The organism is Pseudomonas anuradhapurensis, assembly GCF_014269225.2.
Lineage (GTDB): Bacteria > Pseudomonadota > Gammaproteobacteria > Pseudomonadales > Pseudomonadaceae > Aquipseudomonas > Aquipseudomonas anuradhapurensis.
In genome coordinates, this window is the sequence record NZ_CP077097.1 from 4584540 (window position 1) to 4603788 (window position 19249).

Below are 19249 nucleotides of genomic sequence, written 5' to 3' on the forward strand. Positions count from 1 at the left end.
GGAACACCACCTGTAGCTACACTGTCCTATCGAATAGCCGTTGCAGTCCATCGCCCCTTACAAGAGCAGGACCACCCGCCATGTTCGATATCCGCAACTACCCGCAGGCCCTGGCTGTCAGCCAGTCCGCCGCACTTTCCCCCGACGACTACCGCCGCCTCTACCGCCAGTCGGTCGACGACCCCGACGCCTTCTGGGCCGAACAAGCCCGGCGCCTGGACTGGATCAAGCCCTGGTCGAGTGTGCAGCAATGCAACCTGAAGACCGGCCAGGCGCGCTGGTTCGACGGCGGCCAGCTGAATGTCAGCTACAACTGCATCGACCGCCACCTGGCCCGGCGCGGCGACCAGACCGCGTTGCTGTGGGAAGGTGACGACCCCAAGGATGCCAAGGCCATCACCTACCGCGAATTGCACCGTCAGGTCTGCCGCCTGGCCAATGCCCTCAAGGCGCGAGGGGTGAAGAAAGGCGACCGGGTATGTATCTACATGCCGATGATCCCCGAGGCCGCCTTCGCCATGCTCGCCTGCACCCGCATCGGCGCCATCCACTCGGTGGTGTTCGGGGGCTTCTCGCCCGATGCCCTGCGCGACCGCATTCTCGATGCCGACTGCCGCACCGTGATCACCGCTGATGAAGGCGTGCGCGGCGGCAAGCGCATCCCGCTGAAACACAATGTCGACAAGGCCCTGGCCAGTTGCCCCGCAGTCGGCAGCGTGTTCGTGGTACGCCGCACTGGCGCTGATGTCGCCTGGGCCGAAGGCCGCGATCTCTGGTACCACGAGGCGACGGAAAAGGCCGGCGACGATTGCCCTGTCGAGCCGATGGAGGCCGAAGACCCACTGTTCATCCTGTATACCTCCGGCAGCACCGGCAAACCCAAGGGCGTGCTGCATACCACTGGCGGCTACCTGCTGCAGGCCACCCTTACCTTCAAGGTGGTGTTCGACTACCGTGATGGCGAGGTGTTCTGGTGCACTGCCGACGTCGGCTGGGTCACCGGCCACAGCTACATCGTCTATGGCCCGCTGGCCAATGGCGCGATCTCGCTGATGTTCGAAGGGGTGCCCAACTACCCCGACACCTCGCGCTTCTGGCAGGTGGTGGACAAGCACAAGGTGAACATCTTCTACACCGCCCCAACCGCCTTGCGCGCCCTGATGCGCGAAGGCGACGGGCCGCTGCAGGGCACCTCACGCCAAAGCCTGCGCCTGCTCGGCAGCGTCGGCGAGCCGATCAACCCGGAAGCCTGGGAATGGTATTTCGAAGCCGTTGGCCAGAAGCGCTGCCCCATCGTCGATACCTGGTGGCAAACCGAAACCGGCGGCATCATGATTACCCCGCTGCCCGGCTCGCAGGTACTCAAGCCCGGCTGCGCCAGCCAGCCCATGTTCGGCGTGCAACCGCTGCTGCTGGATGACAAGGGCAAGCTGATCGAAGGCCCGGGTGCCGGCTTGCTGGTCATCAAGGCCAGCTGGCCAGGGCAGATCCGCAGTGTCTATGGCGACCACCAGCGCATGGTCGACACCTACTTCAAGCCCATGCCCGGCTACTACTTCACCGGCGATGGCGCTCGCCGCGATGCCGCTGGCGACTACTGGATCACCGGGCGCATCGACGACGTGATCAATGTTTCCGGGCACCGCATCGGTACCGCCGAGGTGGAAAGCGCATTGGTGCTGCATGACAGCGTTGCCGAAGCGGCCGTGGTTGGTTACCCCCACGACCTCAAGGGCCAGGGGGTGTACGCCTTCGTCACGACGATGAACGGGGTAACACCGGACGAGGCGCTCAAGGCCGAGCTACTGGCTTTGGTCAGCAAGGAAATCGGCAGTTTCGCCAAACCCGAGCTGATCCAGTGGGCTCCGGCACTGCCCAAGACACGCTCAGGCAAGATCATGCGGCGTATACTGCGCAAGATCGCCTGCAACGAGCTGGACAACCTGGGCGATACCTCGACCCTGGCCGACCCCAGCGTGGTGCAGGGCCTGATCGACAAACGCCTCAACCAGTAACCGGCGGCCGCTGTGCGTGGCCGCCCTGCCTCGCAGGTCGCCATGGAAGCCCTTCGCCGCCGCATCGAAACCCAGGTCATGAGCCTTACCGGGCTGGCCCTCGGCCAGCTCGACCTGGAATCCCCCAAGGGCGACCCTGGCCTGTTCGGCCCGCACAGCATCAGCTGGCGGGTACATGGCGACTTCCCGAGCATGCTGGTCGGTGGCATCAGCGCCCTCATGCTGCAGCTCCTGCACCCGCTGGCCCTGGCCGGGGTGTGGGACCACTCCAATTTCCGTGAAGACCTGCTAGGGCGCCTGCGCCGTACCAGCCAGTTCATTTCCGGCACCACCTTCGGCGCCACCGGCGATGCCGAATGGCTGATCGACAAGGTCCGCACCATCCACCTGCAGGTAACCGGTACCGCGCCGGACGGCCGCCCTTATGCGGCCAGCGACCCGGACTTGCTGACCTGGGTGCATGTGGCCGAAGTCAGCAGCTTCCTGAGTGCCCACCTGCGTTACTGCAACCCGCACCTTGCAGATGCCGAACAGGACGCCTATTACGCTGAGATCGCGCTGATTGCCGAGCGCCTGGGTGCGCGCAACGTGCCGCGCTCGCGCCAGCAGGTCGAGGATTACCTGCTGCGTATGCGCCCGCAGTTGCTTTGCGATGCCCGCAGCCTCCAGGTGCTCGATATCCTGCTCGACGCCCCCGCCCCCAGCCGCCTGGCACAGCCGGTGGGCAAGCTGATGCTGCACGCTGGCCTCGACCTGCTACCTGCTTGGGCCCAGGCCATGCTCGGCCTGCAGCACGGCCCGCTGCAGCGGCGCATGATCCGCCTAGGCCTGCGACGCACCGCGCCGCTGCTGCGCTGGGCAATGCGTAACGGCTCGGCGCAGCGGGCGAAACGGCGCATGGGCATCGAATAAGGACAAATGGTCGCCTCAGCGGAACTGATTTAACGTGCCATACTCCAAGCTCTCCTGCTTAGACAGACGAAGCGACACATGTACAAAGGATTGACTCGCGCCGCAGGCGCACTGCTGGCCCTGGTAGCCCTCTACAGCCTTCTTGGCTTTCTCGTCCTTCCCGGTGTCGCGCTGCGCATCGCCAACCAGCAGTTGGCTCAGTACGCGACCGTGCCTGCCCACCTCGAACGAATCGAGCTCAACCCCTTCAGCCTCGAACTGACTGTCTGGGGCCTGCAGATCGGCGAGCCTGGCAAGGAGCAGGTCGGCTTCGACCGGCTGTATGCCAACCTCTCGCTCGACAGCCTGTGGAGCGGCGCACTGCATCTGGAAGCAGTGGAACTGGTCAAGCCACGCAACGAAGTGCTGTTCGCCAAGGACGGTACGCTCAACCTGACTCGCCTGTTCAAGCTACCCGCCAGCCAGGCCAAGCCCGACGAGCCGCCCAGCGACCCGTTCCCGCTGCGCATCGCCAGCATCAAGCTCAGCGAAGGCTACCTGCACTTCGAAGACCTGCGCCCGAGCGAGCCGATCGAATTCCTCTACGACAACATGAACCTGGAGCTGAAAAACCTCAGCACCTTGCCCAACGACAATGCCGACATGACCCTGGTGGCGAATGGCCCCAATGGCGGGCGCATCGACTGGAAAGGCACACTGAGCCTGGCGCCGATCGCCTCCGAGGGCACGCTGAAAATCACCGAAGGCAAGATGAAGGCGTTCTGGCCCTATGTACGCGATGCCGTGCCACTGGTACTGGAAGAGGGTGTGGTCAGCCTCGATACCCATTACAAGCTCAACCTCGCCAAGCAGACCGAACTGCTGCTGGACAACGCGTCGCTACGTATCGCACCGTTCGCCATCAAGGCTCCGGATGGCCGCCCGCTGGCCCGCCTTGCCAGCCTGGAGGTGAGCGAAACCTCAGTCGACCTGGTCAAGCAGCTGGTCACCGTGGGCAAGATCCGCAGCGAAAAACTCGAGACCTGGGCCGCGCTGGAAAAAGACGGCCAGCTCGACTGGCAGAAGCTGTTCGCCAGCCAGCCGGCCAAGGCCACGCCGAAGGAAAAGACCGAACCGGCCGCCGCCGAGCCCACCCCAAAGGAGCAGGCGGCGAAAGAGCCGAGCAAGCCCTGGCAGGTACTGCTCAAGGACGTACAGCTGCGTAACTACTTGGTGCACCTGGCAGATCGTACACAAAAGGAGCCGGTGGCTCTCGACGTGGGCCCGCTAAACGCCGACCTGCAAGGTTTCGACAGCCTCAACCAGTCACCCTTCAGCCTCAAGCTCGACACTGGCGTGGGAAGACAAGGCAAGCTGCAGGCAACCGGCCAGGTCAACCTGGCGCCGATCTGGGCCAAGCTGGACGTCAGCACCCGCGACATCGACCTGCGCGTGGCCCAGGCCTATATCAGCCCGTTCATCCTGCTGGAACTGCGCAGCGGCATGCTTTCCAGCGACCTCAATGTCGACCTGAAGAACACCGCACCGCTGACCTTCAGCGTCACCGGCAAGGCACAGGTGAGCCAGCTGCATACCCTCGATACCATCAAGAGCCGCGATTTCGTCAAATGGCAGCAGGTGAATGTCGACGGTCTGTCCTATGTCCATGGCGACGCGCTGTCGATCGACAAGGTCACCCTGCTGCAGCCCTATGCGCGCTTCATCATCAACGAAGACCGCACCACCAACATCAACGACTTGCTGATCCCGCAGCCAGCCGGCGCCCCGAGTTCAGCACCGGCCTCGGCCAAGCCGGCCACTGCCAGCGGCGACAAGCCGTTGGGCATCCACATCGGCCAGATCGACATCAACGACGGTTCGGCCAACTTCGCCGACCTGTCCCTCACACCCAACTTCGCCACCGCCATCCAGCAGCTCAACGGCCGGATCGGCACCATCGACAACCGCAAGCCGGTACCGGCCAAGGTCGATGTGAAGGGTAAGGTCGATCGCTACGCACCGGTCACCATCAAAGGCGCACTCAACCCGTTCAACCCGCTGGCCAGCCTGGACATCGCCACCAGTTTCAGGCGCGTCGAGCTGACCACCCTGACGCCGTATTCTGGCAAGTTCGCCGGTTTCCGCATCCGCAAGGGCCGGCTCAACCTCGACTTGCACTACCTGATCACCAATGGCCAGCTCAAGGCCGAGAACAAGGTGGTGGTAGAACAGCTGCAGTTGGGCGAGAAGGTCGACAGCCCGGATGCAGTGGACCTGCCGATCCGTCTGGCGGTGGCGCTGCTGAAGGATACCGAGGGCAAGATCTCGATCGAGCTGCCGGTGTCCGGCGACCTCAACAACCCGCAGTTCAGCATAATGCCGATCGTCTGGCAGACCCTGCGCAACCTGGTGCTGCGCGCAGCACAGGCGCCATTCAAGTTCATTGGCGGGCTGGTGAGCGGCGGTGGCTCTGAGGACCTGGGCAGCGTGGCCTTCGCCCCGGGTTCCAGCGAGCTAGGCCAGGACGCCCAGGCCTCGCTGGACAAGCTGGCTTCGGCGCTGAAGGAACGCCCGGAGCTGCGCCTGGAAATCGAAGGCACCAGCGCCCAGGCCAGCGACGGCCCGCTGATCGCCCAGCAACGGCTGGAACGCGAATACCAGGCTACCTGGTACAAGATCCTGCAACGCCGGGGTGACAAGGTGCCGGCCAATGCGTCCATGCTGGTGGTCGATGAGAGTGACAAACCGGCGATGCTCGAAGGTATCTACCGCAACCGCCTGAAGCAGCAACCACCTGCCGAATGGGAGCAACTGGGCCGCGAAGAGCGCACTGCCAAGTTGCGCGAGGCCGTGATCAAGTCGTGGGCCGAGAGCACTGCGCTGCTACGCACGCTGGGCCAGGAACGGGCCAGCAGCATCAAGGATTACCTGGTCGACAAAGGCCAGCTGGAAGATGACCGGGTGTATTTCATCGATACCAACCTGGGGCAACCTGAGAGCGATGGGCGGGTGGTAACGCCGATGCACCTGGATGCTGAGTAGATAGCAGCCTGGCCGCGGATCTGTAGGAGTGGCCCTTTCGCGACGCAAGGCCGCTCCTACAATGCCCGCGTAATAACCTATTGGACCAACCGCTGCCCTGACACCGCCGGGTGATACAGCGGCTGCACCTTGTTCCCGGCCGGGTCCAACAGGTGGAAGCTGCGCGCGCCGTCACCGTGGTTGAACGGCTTGTCGAGCAAGGTCACGCCACGCGCCTTGAAGTACTGGTACCAAGCCTCCAGCTCCTCCACGCTGTCGACGATGAACCCATAGTGGTCGAGGGTCTGCAAGCCATTGGCCGCCCCTGCCCCACGCCCCAGCGACAGGTTGTCGTTACCACAGGTCAGGTACACCAGGTCCTCGTTGGCGCGATTCAGCACTTCCATGCCCAGCACATCGACGTAGAAGCGCTCGCACTCCTCCAGGTTGGGTACCAGCAAGGCAATGTGGCGCAGGCCGTTCAAGCGACCAGGACGGGCAGGCAATTCGGACATTGGCAGGGCTCCTTTTTTGTATACAATTCGAAAACGAATTTAAAACAAAAGGAACGCCTTGTGTATAGCCTGTTCATCAAGACCCGCGTGAAACGCGGTTTCGTGGAGGACTTCCTGGCCGCGATCAAAGCCAATGCCGAGGCTTCCGTTGCTACCGAGCCCGGTTGTCTGGTCTTCGATGTGGCACAGGACCGGGTCGACCCGGAGGTGATCTACCTGTACGAGATCTACCGTGACGACGCTGCCTATGAAGCGCATACCCGCACGGCGCATTTTCGCGATAGCCGCCCGTTGGTGGAGCCATTGATCATCGAGCAGGAATGCTTCGAAAGCGATGTGCTGTCACGCAACCCGATGCTGTAATTGAAAAGGGGCCGCACAGCGGCCCCTTCCGGAAGAGGTGGCCAAATCCCTTTGGCCGACGGGACATTCCTTATTCGGCTTTCAGACCATCAGCCGAAACAGCCTGTACGCCTTTGATTTTCTTGGCGATGGAAATCGCCATCTCTTTCTGTGCAGAGGTCACCGGCGTGTCAGAGGACAGCGACACGACGCCTTTGTTGGTTTCGACCTTGATATCGCTTCCAGGCACACCTTTCTCGGTCATCAGGTCAGCTTTCACCTTGGTGGTGATCCAGGTATCGGAGGCCGCTTCCTTGGTTTTGGTCACCTCACCGGCCGCCAGCGTCATCGGGGCTTGGGTGGATTGCTGGGCGAATGCCGCGTTAGCCATGGTCAGGGTCAGAGCGGTAGCAGTAGCGGCAGCAATGGCGAACTTCTTCATGTGGGTCACTCCTGTTTTTCGAAAGGTCTGCGCCGTATGTCCTGGCGACAGGTACAAGAGTAGTTGCATGCGCTATGCCAGCTTTACCGTTTCGCTTGTTCCCTTATAAATCAATGAGTTACAAACATCAGAAAGCGCCCGGGGTCGTGCATTTTGCAATCTGCACGGTAAACCTGCATGCAAGATGCAAGTCCGCAAAAGGTTCCCTTGCGGCCATGAAAAAAGGGCCCCGAAGGGCCCTTTTCCATTGCTTGGCAGTCGCTTAGACGCCCGAGGCCTTGGCCGCGGCAACGTCCTTGATCGACAGCTTGATACGGCCGCGGTTATCCACGTCCAGTACCAGTACTTCGACTTCCTGGCCTTCCTTGAGCACGTCGGTGACTTTCTCGACGCGAGCATCGCTCAGCATGGAGATGTGCACCAGGCCGTCCTTGCCCGGCAGGATGTTGACGAAGGCGCCGAAGTCGACGATGCGCTCGACCTTGCCGACGTAGATCTTGCCGATCTCGGCCTCGGCGGTGATGCCCAGGATGCGCTGCTTGGCAGCATCTGCCGCTTCCTTGGTTTCGCCGAAGATCTTGATCGAGCCGTCGTCTTCGATATCGATCGAAGCCTTGGTCTCTTCGCAGATGGCGCGGATGGTGGCGCCGCCCTTGCCGATGACGTCACGAATCTTGTCGGTGTCGATCTTCATCGCGATCATGGTCGGGGCGTTGGCCGACAGCTCGCTGCGCGACTGGGCAATGATCTGGTTCATCTGGCCGAGGATGTTCAGGCGCGCTTCCAGGGCCTGGCCCAGGGCGATTTCCATGATCTCTTCGGTGATGCCGTTGATCTTGATGTCCATCTGCAGCGCGGTGACGCCTTTGGCGGTACCGGCTACCTTGAAGTCCATGTCGCCCAGGTGGTCTTCGTCACCCAGGATGTCGGTCAGGACGGCGAACTTGTCACCTTCCTTGACCAGGCCCATGGCGATACCGGCAACCGGCGCCTTCATCGGCACGCCGGCGTCCATCAGGGCCAGGGAAGCACCACACACCGAAGCCATGGAGCTGGAACCGTTGGATTCGGTGATTTCCGAAACCACGCGGATGGTGTACGGGAACTCGCTGTCGCTCGGCAGCATGGCCTGCACGCCACGACGGGCCAGGCGACCGTGGCCGATTTCACGACGGCCAGCGCCGCCCATGCGGCCGCACTCACCTACCGAGAACGGTGGGAAGTTGTAGTGCAGCATGAAGGCGTCCTTCTTCTCGCCTTCCAGAGTGTCCAGCAGCTGGGCGTCACGGGCAGTACCCAGGGTCGCGACGACCAGGGCCTGGGTCTCGCCACGGGTGAACAGTGCCGAACCGTGGGTTTTCGGCAGAACGCCGACTTCGATGTTCAGCGGGCGCACGGTGCGAGTGTCACGGCCGTCGATACGCGGCTTGCCGTTGACGATGTTCTCGCGGACGGTGCGGTATTCCAGCTCGCCGAAGATCTCTTTGATGGCACCGGCGGACGGGCCGGTCTCTTCGTTGCTCAGACGGGCAACGGCCTCGTCGCGCAGCTGGCCCAGGCGGTTGTAGCGGTCGGCCTTCTGGGTGATGGTGTAGGCCTGCGAAACGGCTTCGCCGAACTCGGCACGCACCAGGTTCATCAGCTCGGTGTTGGCCGGGGCTGGCTGCCAGTCCCAGGTTGGCTTGCCGGCTTCGGCAGCCAGTTCCTTGACGGCCTGGATCACGGCCTGGAATTCGTCGTGGGCGAACAGCACGGCGCCCAGCATCTGGTCTTCGGTCAGCTCCTTGGCTTCCGATTCAACCATCAGTACAGCCGACTCGGTACCGGCAACGACCATGTCCAGGCTCGAGGCAGCCAGCTGCTCGTAGGTCGGGTTCAGCAGGTAGCCGGTGCTTTCGTGGAAGGCAACGCGGGCGGCGCCGATCGGGCCTTCGAACGGAATGCCGGAAATGGCCAGGGCAGCCGAGGTACCGATCATCGCGGCGATGTCCGGGTCGGTCTTCTTGCTGGTGGAAACCACGGTGCAGACGACCTGCACTTCGTTCATGAAGCCTTCTGGGAACAGCGGGCGGATCGGACGGTCGATCAGGCGCGAGGTCAGCGTCTCTTTCTCGGAAGGACGGCCTTCACGCTTGAAGAAGCCACCCGGGATCTTGCCGGCGGCGTAGGTCTTTTCCTGGTAGTGGACCGACAGTGGGAAGAAGCCCTTGCCTGGATCGGCCTGTTTGGCACCGACCACGGTCACCAGCACGGTGACGTCGTTGTCGACGGTAACCAGCACGGCGCCGGTTGCCTGACGGGCAATACGGCCCGTTTCGAGAGTAACGGTCGATTGACCGAACTGGAATTTCTTGATTACCGGGTTCACGGTTTCCTACCTTTTTTCAGTGGCTCTGGGGGAACTGGTTTCTTGCGAATTCTTGGGCAGAACGGGGAATCGGCCCCATTGACCGTCCAGATACAACACGAGGCTGGGAGCCTGGCACCAAACGGAAGATCCGCTCAGCATTGCCAGGCTGCCAACCTCGGAGATACGCGTGGCGTGTCCAACGGCAGCACTGCAAAACAGCCCTGCCGAAGCCTGCGACACGCCATGCACACCACTGGTCAGGCCGCTATTAGCGACGCAGACCCAGGCGACCGATCAGGGCGCTGTAACGAGTGGTGTCTTTGCCCTTCAGGTAATCCAGCAGCTTACGACGCTGGTTGACCATACGGATCAGACCACGACGGGAGTGGTGGTCTTTGTCGTTGGCCTTGAAGTGGCCTTGCAGCTTGTTGATGTTGGCGGTCAGCAGAGCAACCTGCACTTCCGGGCTACCGGTATCGCCGGCGGCTTGCTGGTATTCGGCAACGATCTGAGCTTTTTCTTCAACGCTGAGGGCCATGTGGCTTCTCCTGATAACGGATCCCGCACGCGGGGTCCAATAGGCCAGGGACAAATCCCTGTATTAATAAAAAAGGTGTGACCGTGCCTACTGACAGCCACCCTTGTTGCCGTGGGGTTTGGCGGTTGCCTGGCCCTACGGTTTCGGTCATTCCGACCGAATCAGCCGACGCGGCGCAATGCGCCCGTCTTCGCTCACTTCACCGATACCGATGAAGCGTGCATTGTGATCCTGTACCCGGACCATGCCAAATTGGGGTGCGTCCGGCGCGCGTACCGCCTGGCCATGCAGCCAGTAGAAGGCACTGTGCTCGGACAGGCACACCAGTGGCCAGTCCTGCAGGCCGCTGTCCGAAGGCATCAGGAAGCGGTCGAGCGCTTCGTTACCACCTTCGGCGTGGGCCTGTTCGAGTTCCTCGAGGGTGACCGTCTGTGCCAACACGAAGGGCCCGGCCTGGGTCCTGCGCAGCTCGGCGACATAGGCGCCGCAGCCAAGGGCTTCGCCGATATCCTCCACCAGGGTGCGGATATAGGTGCCTTTGCTGCATCCTACGCTCAGCCGTGCACGGGTGCCTTCGCACTCGAGCAACTCCAAGCGGCCAATAGTAACAGAACGCGCCTCGCGCTCCACTACCTCTCCTGCACGTGCCAGCTTGTACAGTGGCTGGCCGTCACGCTTGAGCGCCGAGTACATCGGCGGTATCTGGCTGATCTGGCCGCGAAAACGCGGCAGCAGTGCCTCGATGTCGGCACGACCAACGGTCACTTCGCGGGTCTGCAGCACTTCACCTTCGGCATCGCCGGTGTTGGTCGTCTGCCCCATCTGCATGACCGTTTCGTAGCCCTTGTCCGAATCGAGCAGGTACTGCGAAAACTTGGTCGCCTCGCCAAAGCACAGCGGCAGCACGCCGGTGGCCAACGGGTCGAGGCTGCCGGTGTGGCCGGCCTTCTCCGCATTGAGCAGCCAGCGCACCTTTTGCAGCGCAGCGTTGGAAGTGAAGCCCAGCGGCTTGTCGAGCAGGATGATGCCGCTGACGTTGCGGCGGATACGTTTGACCTGGGCCACCGCTTACTCCTCGGTGTCCGGCTGGTCGGCATCCTTGTGCTGACGGTCTTCGGCGACCGCGCGCTCGATCAGTGCCGACAGGTGGGCACCACGGCTGACGCTTTCGTCGAAGTGGAAATGCAGTTGCGGCACGCTGCGCAGTTGCATTACCCGGCCCAGGTGCAGGCGCAGGAAGCTTGCGGCGCTGGTCAGGGCCTTGAGGGTCTGCGGTACGGCGTCGCTGCCGTCCGCGCCCATCACGGTGATGAACACCTTGGCGTGGCCAAGGTCGCGGCTGACGTCGACGGCCGTGATGGTCACCAGGCCGACGCGTGGGTCTTTGACTTCACGGCGGATCAGCTCCGACAGCTCGCGCTGCATCTGGTCGCCGATGCGTTGGGTACGGCTATATTCTTTTGCCATTCTTGCTACCTGTAACTTAAAGCGGCAAACGCCCGGTCAGGCTGAAGCCTGACCGGGCGCTACCTTCAGAGGTGCTGCCAGCCGCCCTGGGGCGGGGCCCGCACCACGCTCGCCCCTTACAGGGTACGAGCCACCTGGACTTTCTCGAAGACTTCGATCTTGTCGCCGACCTTGACGTCGTTGTAGCTCTTCACGCCAATACCGCACTCCATGCCCGAACGGACTTCGGAGGCGTCATCCTTGAAGCGACGCAGCGATTCCAGCTCGCCTTCGAAGATCACAACGTCTTCGCGCAGTACGCGGATCGGACGGTTGCGGTACACGGTACCCTCGATGACCATACAGCCAGCGATGGCGCCGAACTTCGGCGAACGGAACACGTCACGCACTTCGGCGACACCCAGGATGTTCTCGCGAACATCGCTGCCGAGCATGCCGGTCAGGGCCTTCTTGACGTCTTCGATGATGTCGTAGATCACGTTGTAGTAACGCATATCCAGACCTTCCTGCTCGACGATCTTGCGCGCGCCGGCATCGGCACGCACGTTGAAGCCGAACAGTACTGCATTCGAAGCCAGCGCCAGGTTGGCATCGCTTTCGGTGATACCACCGACGCCGCCACCGATCACGCGTACCTGAACTTCGTCGTTGCCCAGGCCCGACAGCGAGCCCTGCAGTGCTTCCAGGGAACCACGCACATCGGTCTTGAGGACGATGTTGAGGGTCTTCTTCTCTTCCTGACCCATGGTCTCGAAGATGTTTTCCAGCTTGCCGGCGTGAGCACGGGCCAGCTTGACCTCGCGGTACTTGCCTTGACGGAACAGGGCCACTTCACGGGCCTTCTTCTCGTCGGCCACCACGGACAGCTCGTCACCGGCTTCCGGGGTACCGTCCAGGCCGAGAATCTCGACCGGGATCGATGGGCCGGCTTCCTTCACAGGCTTGCCGTTCTCGTCGAGCATGGCACGCACGCGGCCATAGTTGGAGCCGCACAGGACCATGTCGCCCTGACGCAGGGTACCGTCCTGAACCAGGATGGTCGCCACCGGGCCACGGCCCTTGTCCAGGCGCGATTCGACGACCACGCCACGACCTGGAGCGGTCGGGGTAGCGGTCAGCTCGAGGATCTCGGCCTGCAGCAGGACGGCTTCGAGCAGTTCGTCAACGCCGGTACCCATCTTCGCCGAAACCTTGACGAACGGCGTGTCACCACCCCAGTCCTCGGAGGTCACGCCTTCGACGGCCAGCTCGTTGCGGATGCGATCGATGTCGGCACCCGGCTTGTCGATCTTGTTCACCGCGACCACCAGCGGAACGCCAGCTGCCTTGGCATGCTGAACGGCTTCGCGCGTTTGCGGCATCACGCCGTCGTCCGCTGCCACCACCAGGATGACGATGTCGGTGGCCTTGGCACCACGGGCACGCATTGCGGTGAACGCAGCGTGGCCCGGGGTGTCGAGGAAGGTGACCATGCCGCGGTCGGTTTCCACGTGGTAGGCACCGATGTGCTGGGTAATACCACCGGCTTCGCCTGCGGCAACCTTGGCACGACGGATATAGTCGAGCAGCGAGGTCTTACCGTGGTCAACGTGACCCATGACGGTAACGACCGGTGCACGCGATTCGACTTCGCCTTCGAACTTCAGCGATTCGGCCAGGGAGTCTTCCAGGGCGGTATCGCTGACCAGGGTCACCTTGTGGCCCAGTTCTTCGGCGACCAGCTGAGCGGTTTCCTGGTCGAGCACCTGGTTGATGGTGACCGGGGTACCCAGCTTGAACATGAACTTGACCACTTCAGCGGCCTTGACCGACATCTGCTGGGCCAGTTCCGAGACGGTGATGGTCTCGCCGATGGTCACGTCACGAATGACCGGACCGGTCGGGTTCTGGAAGCCGTGCTGGTTGCGTTTCTTCAGCTTGCTCTTGCCACCGCGGCCACGGCGTACGCCATCGCTCTCTTCATCGGTGGTGCGCGGCGCGGCACGAGGCGTCGGAGCCTTTTCCTTCTCCTTGACCTTGACCTTGATCGACACGCGCGGGGCCTCGCCACGACGCTCGCCACCACGACGGTCTTCGTCACGGGTGCGACCTTCGTTACGACGGGCTTCGTCCTTCTTGCGCTCGGCAGCACGGGCTGCGGCGTCTTCGGAGGCCGGGGCGTCGGCAACTACCGGGGCCGGGGCAGCGGCAGGTGCCGGCTCTGGCTTGGCAGCAGGTGCAGGTGCGGCAGCAGCGGTTTCGGCAGCCTGACGGCGAGCCTGCTCTTCGTTGCGCTGGCGAACTTCGGCCTCGACCTTCTCGCGAGCGGCGTTTTCGGCCGCGCGACGCTCTTCCAGCTCACGCTTCTGCTCAGCCTGGATTTCTTCCGGGCTGCGCTGCACGAATACTTTCTTCTTGCGTACTTCTACGCTGATGCTCTTGCTACCGGCGACACGCAGGGTGCTGGTGGTTTTGCGCTGCAAGGTAATCTTGCGCGGCTCTTCCGCCTTGCTCTTGTGGCTGCTCTTCAAATGAGTCAGCAGGGTCTGCTTCTCATTGTCGGTCACTACCTGACCGGCGTCGGTGTGCGGCAGACCTGCCTCACGCATCTGCTGCAGCAGGCGCTCTACCGGTGCCTCGACCTCTTGGGCCAGTTCTTTCACCGTGACTTGCGTCATGCACTTCTCTCCTCAGGCCGCGCCTAATTACTCGAACCAGTGGGCTCGGGCGGCCATGATCAACTTGCCGGCACGCTCTTCGTCGATGCCGTCGATGTCGAGCAGATCGTCAATCGACTGCTCGGCCAGGTCTTCGCGGTTAACCACGCCGCGCACCGCCAGTTCCGCCGCCAGGTCCTTGTCCATGCCCTCGAGGGAGAGCAGGTCTTCGGCTGGGTGGGCATCTGCCAGTTTTTCTTCGGTAGCGATGGCCTTGGTCAACAAACGGTCCTTGGCTCGAGCGCGGAGCTCGTTGACGATCTCTTCGTCAAAGCCATCGATGTTGAGCATTTCTTCCAACGGTACGTAGGCAATTTCTTCGAGGCTGGTGAAGCCTTCGTCGACCAGCACTTGGGCCAGCTCCTCGTCGACTTCCAGTTCATCGATGAAATTGCGCAGGATGTCCCCGGTTTCGGCCTGCTGCTTGGCCTGGATGTCCTTCTCGGTCATCACGTTCAGGGTCCAGCCGGTCAGCTGACTGGCCAGGCGAACGTTCTGACCGCCACGGCCAATGGCCTGGGCCAGGTTGTCCTCGGCGACGGCGATGTCCATGGCATGGGCATCTTCATCAACGATGATCGCCGCGACTTCAGCCGGCGACATGGCGTTGATGACGAACTGCGCCGGGTTATCGTCCCACAGGACGATATCCACACGCTCACCACCCAGCTCCCCGGATACGGCCTGGACGCGCGAACCACGCATGCCGATACAGGCACCTTGCGGGTCGATGCGCTTGTCCTTGGAGCGGACGGCGATCTTGGCTCGCGAACCCGGATCACGGGAGGCAGCCATGACTTCGATCAGGCCCTCGGCAATTTCCGGCACTTCAATGCGGAAAAGCTCGATCAGCATCTGCGGCGCGGTGCGCGACAGGATCAGCTGTGGGCCACGGTTTTCGGTGCGAATTTCCTTGAGCAGCGCACGCAGGCGCACGCCAACACGGAAGGTCTCGCGCGGAATGATGTCTTCGCGGGCCAGCAGGGCCTCGGCGTTGTTGCCCAGGTCAACGATGACGTTGTCGCGGGTAACCTTCTTGACGGTGCCGGAGATGATCTCGCCAACGCGTTCGCGGTAGGCATCGACCACCTGGGCACGCTCGGCCTCGCGGACCTTCTGCACGATGACCTGCTTGGCGGTCTGGGCGGCGATACGGCCGAACTCGATCGACTCGATCTTCTCTTCGATCACGTCACCGACCTTGGCTTCAGGGTGGGTGTCCTTGATCTTGTCCAGCCAGGTCTCGATCGCCGGATCATCAAGATCGGCTTCGTCGACCACGGTCCAGCGACGGAAGGTCTCGTAGCTACCGGTGTGGCGGTTGATTTCCACACGCAGGTCGACTTCGTCCTCAAAACGTTTTTTGGTTGCAGTGGCCAGGGCCACTTCCAGCGCTTCGAAAATGACGCCGGGCGGTACACCTTTTTCGTTGGATACCGATTCAACAACCAGCAGTACTTCTTTGCTCATCGTACGCCTCGCCTTGCGCAAGCCATTGGGCCCGGATAATCCGCCGGGCCCGGCACGTCTCAGTCAAAACTGGGAATAATATTGGCCTTGTCGATCGAGTCGATCGGCAACAGGAATTCCTGATTGTCCACCTGGACCACCACATCCTGCTCCTCCACACCACGGAGAAGGCCCTGGAAGTTACGACGACCCTCGAAGGGTGAGCGCAGCTTGATCTTCACTTGTTCGCCGGCATGCGAGGCAAACTGTTCCAGAGTGAACAGTGGGCGATCCATGCCTGGAGAAGACACCTCGAGGGTGTACTCACTGCTGATCGGATCTTCTACGTCGAGGATTGCGCTGGCCTGACGGCTGACCGCTTCGCAGTCGTCCACCAGGATACCGCCTTCCTTGTCGATGTAGATGCGCAGTACCGAATGCTTACCCTGGGAAACGTATTCGATCCCCCAGCATTGATAGCCCAGACCCTCGACAACCGGGGCCAACAAGGCCTGCAACTGTTCTAGCTTGCTCGACACCTGAACCCCCTCGTGCATGCTGTGCAAATAAAAAATGGGCAAAGCGCCCATCCCTGAAAGCGCCGTTGGACAACGACGCCGAAAACTGTTCGGTTAGCAAAAAGCCCCTGAAAAGGGGCTCCGCTGAAGCTGGTTGCGGGGGCTGGATTTGAACCAACGACCTTCGGGTTATGAGCCCGACGAGCTACCAAGCTGCTCCACCCCGCGACAAAGCTGGGGCAAAAGTATAAGACCGAACCCTCTCGAGGGTCAAATCCGAACCTTCACCTGCAAGAAAGCCCGCTAAAGCGGGCTCTCAAGCTTTAATTGGTACCGAGAAGGGGACTCGAACCCCTACACCCTATGGGCACAACCACCTCAAGGTTGCGTGTCTACCAATTCCACCACCTCGGCAATACTACTACTTGAAACCCGTTACTTCTGCTCTTGTGCCGGAGGAGGTACATCACCAGTGTTAGTGGTGGTTTCGCTCTTCTGCTGCTGGAGCACCGGTACATCATCATTAACTGCCGGTTTCTGCGGCTCTTTCACTTCTAGCACTGCTGGATCTGGAAGACCTGCTTGGCTAAGCTGGTGAGCTTGTTGCTTCGCGAAGTATCCTAACCCAAGTGCTGTCAAAAAGAAAGTGGCAGCGAGTACAGCAGTTAATTTACTCAGGAACGTTGCAGAACCCTGGCTCCCGAACACGGTATTTGAAGCACCCGCGCCGAAAGATGCACCTGCTTCCGCACCCTTACCCTGTTGCAACAGAACCAGCACTACAAGCGACAGCGCTGCCAACAGATGAAAAACAACGATGACTGTTTCCAGCATTTGTTCAGTTTCCTGCGGCGCGACAAATTGCACCGAATTCGTCTGCGTTCAGGGAAGCCCCACCAATGAGCCCCCCATCGATATCCGGCATGCCGAACAGTTCGGCCGCATTGGCCGCCTTCACGCTGCCGCCGTAGAGCAGCTGCACCTTCGCAGCCACTTCAGCATCTTCTGCCGCCAGCTGGCTGCGGATGGCTGCGTGCACATCCTGAGCCTGCTGTGGCGTGGCCGTAAGGCCGGTGCCAATGGCCCATACAGGCTCATAGGCAATTACTGCATTGGCAAAAGCCTTAACACCGAATGTTTCGATGATACTGCTTAGTTGACGCCCGACAACTTCGAGCGTCTTGCCGGCCTCGCGCTCTTCCAGGGTTTCCCCGATGCAAAGCACTGGCTTCAAACCTTTGGCCTGGGCAGCTGCAAACTTGCGATTGAGCACTTCGTCGGTCTCACCAATAATCTGGCGACGCTCCGAATGACCAATCAAGACCAACTTGCAACCTGCTTCAACCAGCTGTTCCGGAGCAACTTCCCCGGTCAGCGCACCCTGTTCGGGCTGTATTGCAGAATTCTGTGCGCCGACGATGATTCCCTTGTCTGCCAGACCATCGATCACTTGATTGATGAACAAGGCCGGTGGGAACACCGCGACTTCCACTCCGCTCGGCAAGGCCAGATTTCTCAAGCCTTCGGTCAGCTCAGCGACGCTAGCGCGGGTACCGTGCATCTTCCAGTTACCAGCTACCATGGGGCGACGCATGCTTTACCTCGTCGGTCAAAGTGGGCGCAGATAGTACCCAACCCTATCTGCGCTGGCAAGCGCCTTCAGACACAAACTTCGCCGACCAACTTGGCCAGCGCTTCGGCATGGGCACGCACCTGGCTTTCGTCCTCACCCTCGACCATGACCCGCACCAAAGGCTCGGTACCGGATTTGCGCAGCAGCACCCGACCACGACCGGCCAACGCTTCGGTCACCTTGGCACTGGCTTCCTTGACCGACGGATGCTGCAGCGGGTCGACCTTGCTGGCGCCATAGCGCACATTGATCAACACCTGCGGGCATTTACGCAGGGCCTGACGAGCCTGGGACAGGGTTTCGCCACGACGCTTGAGCGCCATCAGCACTTGCAGCGCAGCGATGATCGCGTCACCAGTGGTGGTGTGGTTGCAGCACACGACGTGCCCGGAGTTTTCGCCACCGACCAGCCACTCACGCTCCAACAACTCTGCCATGACGTAACGATCACCGACCTTGGCCCGTACGAACGGGATATCCAGGTCCTTCAGCGCCAGCTCCAGGCCCAGATTGCTCATCAGCGTACCCACCACTCCGCCCTGCAGCTTGCCACGCTCCTGCAGGTCGCGAGCGATGATGAACAGTAGTTCGTCACCATCGACGATGGCACCGGTGTGGTCGACCATCAGCACGCGATCGCCATCACCGTCAAAGGCGATGCCCAGGTCGGCATGACCGACCAGCACGGCAGCCTGCAGCGATTCGATGTGAGTCGAGCCACAGCCTTCATTGATGTTCAGGCCGTCCGGCTGGGCATGCAGCACGGTCACCTCGGCACCCAGCTCGCGGAATACGCTTGGTGCAACCTTGTAGGTAGCGCCATGGGCGCAGTCGACCACCAGCTTGAGGCCATCGAAGCTGGTGCTGCTGGGCACGCTGCTCTTGCAGAACTCGATGTAGCGACCGGCAGCATCGTTGATGCGCGAAACCTTGCCCAGCTTGCTCGACTCGACAACGGTCATGGGCTGGTCGAGCAGCTCTTCGATCATCAGCTCGACTTCATCCGGCAGCTTGGTGCCCTGGCCCGAGAAGAACTTGATGCCGTTGTCATCGTGCGGGTTGTGCGAGGCGCTGATGACAATACCGGCTTCGGCGTGGAAGGTACGCGTGAGATAGGCGATGGCCGGCGTCGGCATCGGCCCGAGCAGCATCACGTCGGCACCCGCCGCAGACAGGCCGGCCTCGAGTGCGGACTCGAACATGTAGCCGGAGATACGCGTGTCCTTGCCCACCAGCACCCGGCAGTGGCCCTGCTTGCGGAAAGCCATGCCGGCTGCCCAGCCGAGCTTCAGCATGAAGTCAGGCGTGATCGGGTATTCGCCGACACGGCCACGGATGCCGTCGGTACCAAAGTATTTTCTGCTCATAGGGA

General features: G+C 61.7%; 16 protein-coding genes and 2 tRNA genes. 4 read left to right on the plus strand and 14 right to left on the minus strand.

Features of this window, described 5'->3' with window-relative positions; translation table 11 throughout:
* Positions 1 to 80: 80 nt before the first annotated feature.
* The 3 genes from acs to HU763_RS21020 all read left to right on the plus strand — a co-directional run bounded on the left by acs (position 81) and on the right by HU763_RS21020 (position 5948).
* Positions 81 to 2015, plus strand: coding sequence for an acetate--CoA ligase (gene acs / locus HU763_RS21010; protein WP_186686723.1), 1935 nt, complete (start codon positions 81 to 83; stop codon positions 2013 to 2015).
* A 42-nt stretch (positions 2016 to 2057) separates the two neighbouring features.
* On the plus strand, positions 2058 to 2927 hold the full coding sequence (locus HU763_RS21015) for an oxygenase MpaB family protein (protein ID WP_170032728.1): 870 nt from the start codon (positions 2058 to 2060) through the stop codon (positions 2925 to 2927).
* 78 nt (positions 2928 to 3005) lie between these two features.
* Positions 3006 to 5948 carry a DUF748 domain-containing protein gene (locus tag HU763_RS21020; protein ID WP_186686720.1) on the plus strand — a complete coding sequence of 981 codons (2943 nt, stop codon included), beginning with the start codon at positions 3006 to 3008 and terminating at the stop codon, positions 5946 to 5948.
* A gap of 77 nt (positions 5949 to 6025) precedes the next feature.
* Here HU763_RS21020 and HU763_RS21025 read toward each other — a convergent pair whose 3' ends face one another.
* On the minus strand, positions 6026 to 6442 hold the full coding sequence (locus tag HU763_RS21025; protein WP_170032732.1) for a VOC family protein: 417 nt from the start codon (positions 6440 to 6442) through the stop codon (positions 6026 to 6028).
* 60 nt (positions 6443 to 6502) lie between these two features.
* On the opposite strand from HU763_RS21025, the gene HU763_RS21030 reads away from it, so the two are divergent.
* Positions 6503 to 6805 (plus strand): heme-binding protein, encoded by a 303-nt coding sequence (locus tag HU763_RS21030; RefSeq protein ID WP_186686717.1) that lies wholly within the window; start codon positions 6503 to 6505, stop codon positions 6803 to 6805.
* Positions 6806 to 6875: 70 nt separating this feature from the next.
* Here the strand turns inward: HU763_RS21030 and HU763_RS21035 are convergent, their stop codons facing one another.
* From HU763_RS21035 to glmM, 13 genes are all read right to left on the minus strand, one after another.
* Positions 6876 to 7226 (minus strand): BON domain-containing protein, encoded by a 351-nt coding sequence (locus HU763_RS21035; protein ID WP_170032736.1) that lies wholly within the window; start codon positions 7224 to 7226, stop codon positions 6876 to 6878.
* A 262-nt stretch (positions 7227 to 7488) separates the two neighbouring features.
* Complete coding sequence (pnp, locus tag HU763_RS21040; RefSeq protein ID WP_170032738.1) at positions 7489 to 9594, minus strand: polyribonucleotide nucleotidyltransferase; 2106 nt, start codon at positions 9592 to 9594, stop codon at positions 7489 to 7491.
* Between the two features lie 250 nt (positions 9595 to 9844).
* Complete coding sequence (gene rpsO / locus HU763_RS21045) at positions 9845 to 10114, minus strand: 30S ribosomal protein S15 (RefSeq protein ID WP_003249971.1); 270 nt, start codon at positions 10112 to 10114, stop codon at positions 9845 to 9847.
* 147 nt (positions 10115 to 10261) lie between these two features.
* Positions 10262 to 11179, minus strand: a complete 918-nt coding sequence (truB, locus tag HU763_RS21050) for a tRNA pseudouridine(55) synthase TruB (RefSeq protein ID WP_170032740.1) — start codon at positions 11177 to 11179, stop codon at positions 10262 to 10264.
* A gap of 3 nt (positions 11180 to 11182) precedes the next feature.
* On the minus strand, positions 11183 to 11581 hold the full coding sequence (gene rbfA / locus HU763_RS21055; RefSeq protein WP_170032742.1) for a 30S ribosome-binding factor RbfA: 399 nt from the start codon (positions 11579 to 11581) through the stop codon (positions 11183 to 11185).
* A gap of 116 nt (positions 11582 to 11697) precedes the next feature.
* Complete coding sequence (gene infB, locus HU763_RS21060; RefSeq protein WP_170032744.1) at positions 11698 to 14238, minus strand: translation initiation factor IF-2; 2541 nt, start codon at positions 14236 to 14238, stop codon at positions 11698 to 11700.
* Between the two features lie 27 nt (positions 14239 to 14265).
* Entirely contained in the window at positions 14266 to 15747 is a 1482-nt protein-coding gene (gene nusA, locus HU763_RS21065) for a transcription termination factor NusA (RefSeq protein ID WP_170032746.1), read from the minus strand.
* A gap of 59 nt (positions 15748 to 15806) precedes the next feature.
* Positions 15807 to 16265 (minus strand): ribosome maturation factor RimP, encoded by a 459-nt coding sequence (rimP, locus tag HU763_RS21070; RefSeq protein WP_003249960.1) that lies wholly within the window; start codon positions 16263 to 16265, stop codon positions 15807 to 15809.
* A gap of 130 nt (positions 16266 to 16395) precedes the next feature.
* A tRNA-Met gene (locus HU763_RS21075) sits at positions 16396 to 16472 on the minus strand.
* Positions 16473 to 16572: 100 nt separating this feature from the next.
* Positions 16573 to 16658: transfer RNA gene (locus HU763_RS21080), tRNA-Leu, on the minus strand.
* 21 nt (positions 16659 to 16679) lie between these two features.
* A complete protein-coding gene (gene secG / locus HU763_RS21085; protein ID WP_170032748.1) occupies positions 16680 to 17078 on the minus strand; it encodes a preprotein translocase subunit SecG in 399 nt (132 codons plus the stop codon).
* A gap of 4 nt (positions 17079 to 17082) precedes the next feature.
* Positions 17083 to 17838, minus strand: a complete 756-nt coding sequence (gene tpiA, locus HU763_RS21090) for a triose-phosphate isomerase (protein ID WP_186686714.1) — start codon at positions 17836 to 17838, stop codon at positions 17083 to 17085.
* Between the two features lie 65 nt (positions 17839 to 17903).
* Complete coding sequence (gene glmM, locus HU763_RS21095) at positions 17904 to 19244, minus strand: phosphoglucosamine mutase (protein ID WP_186686711.1); 1341 nt, start codon at positions 19242 to 19244, stop codon at positions 17904 to 17906.
* Positions 19245 to 19249 lie beyond the last annotated feature (5 nt).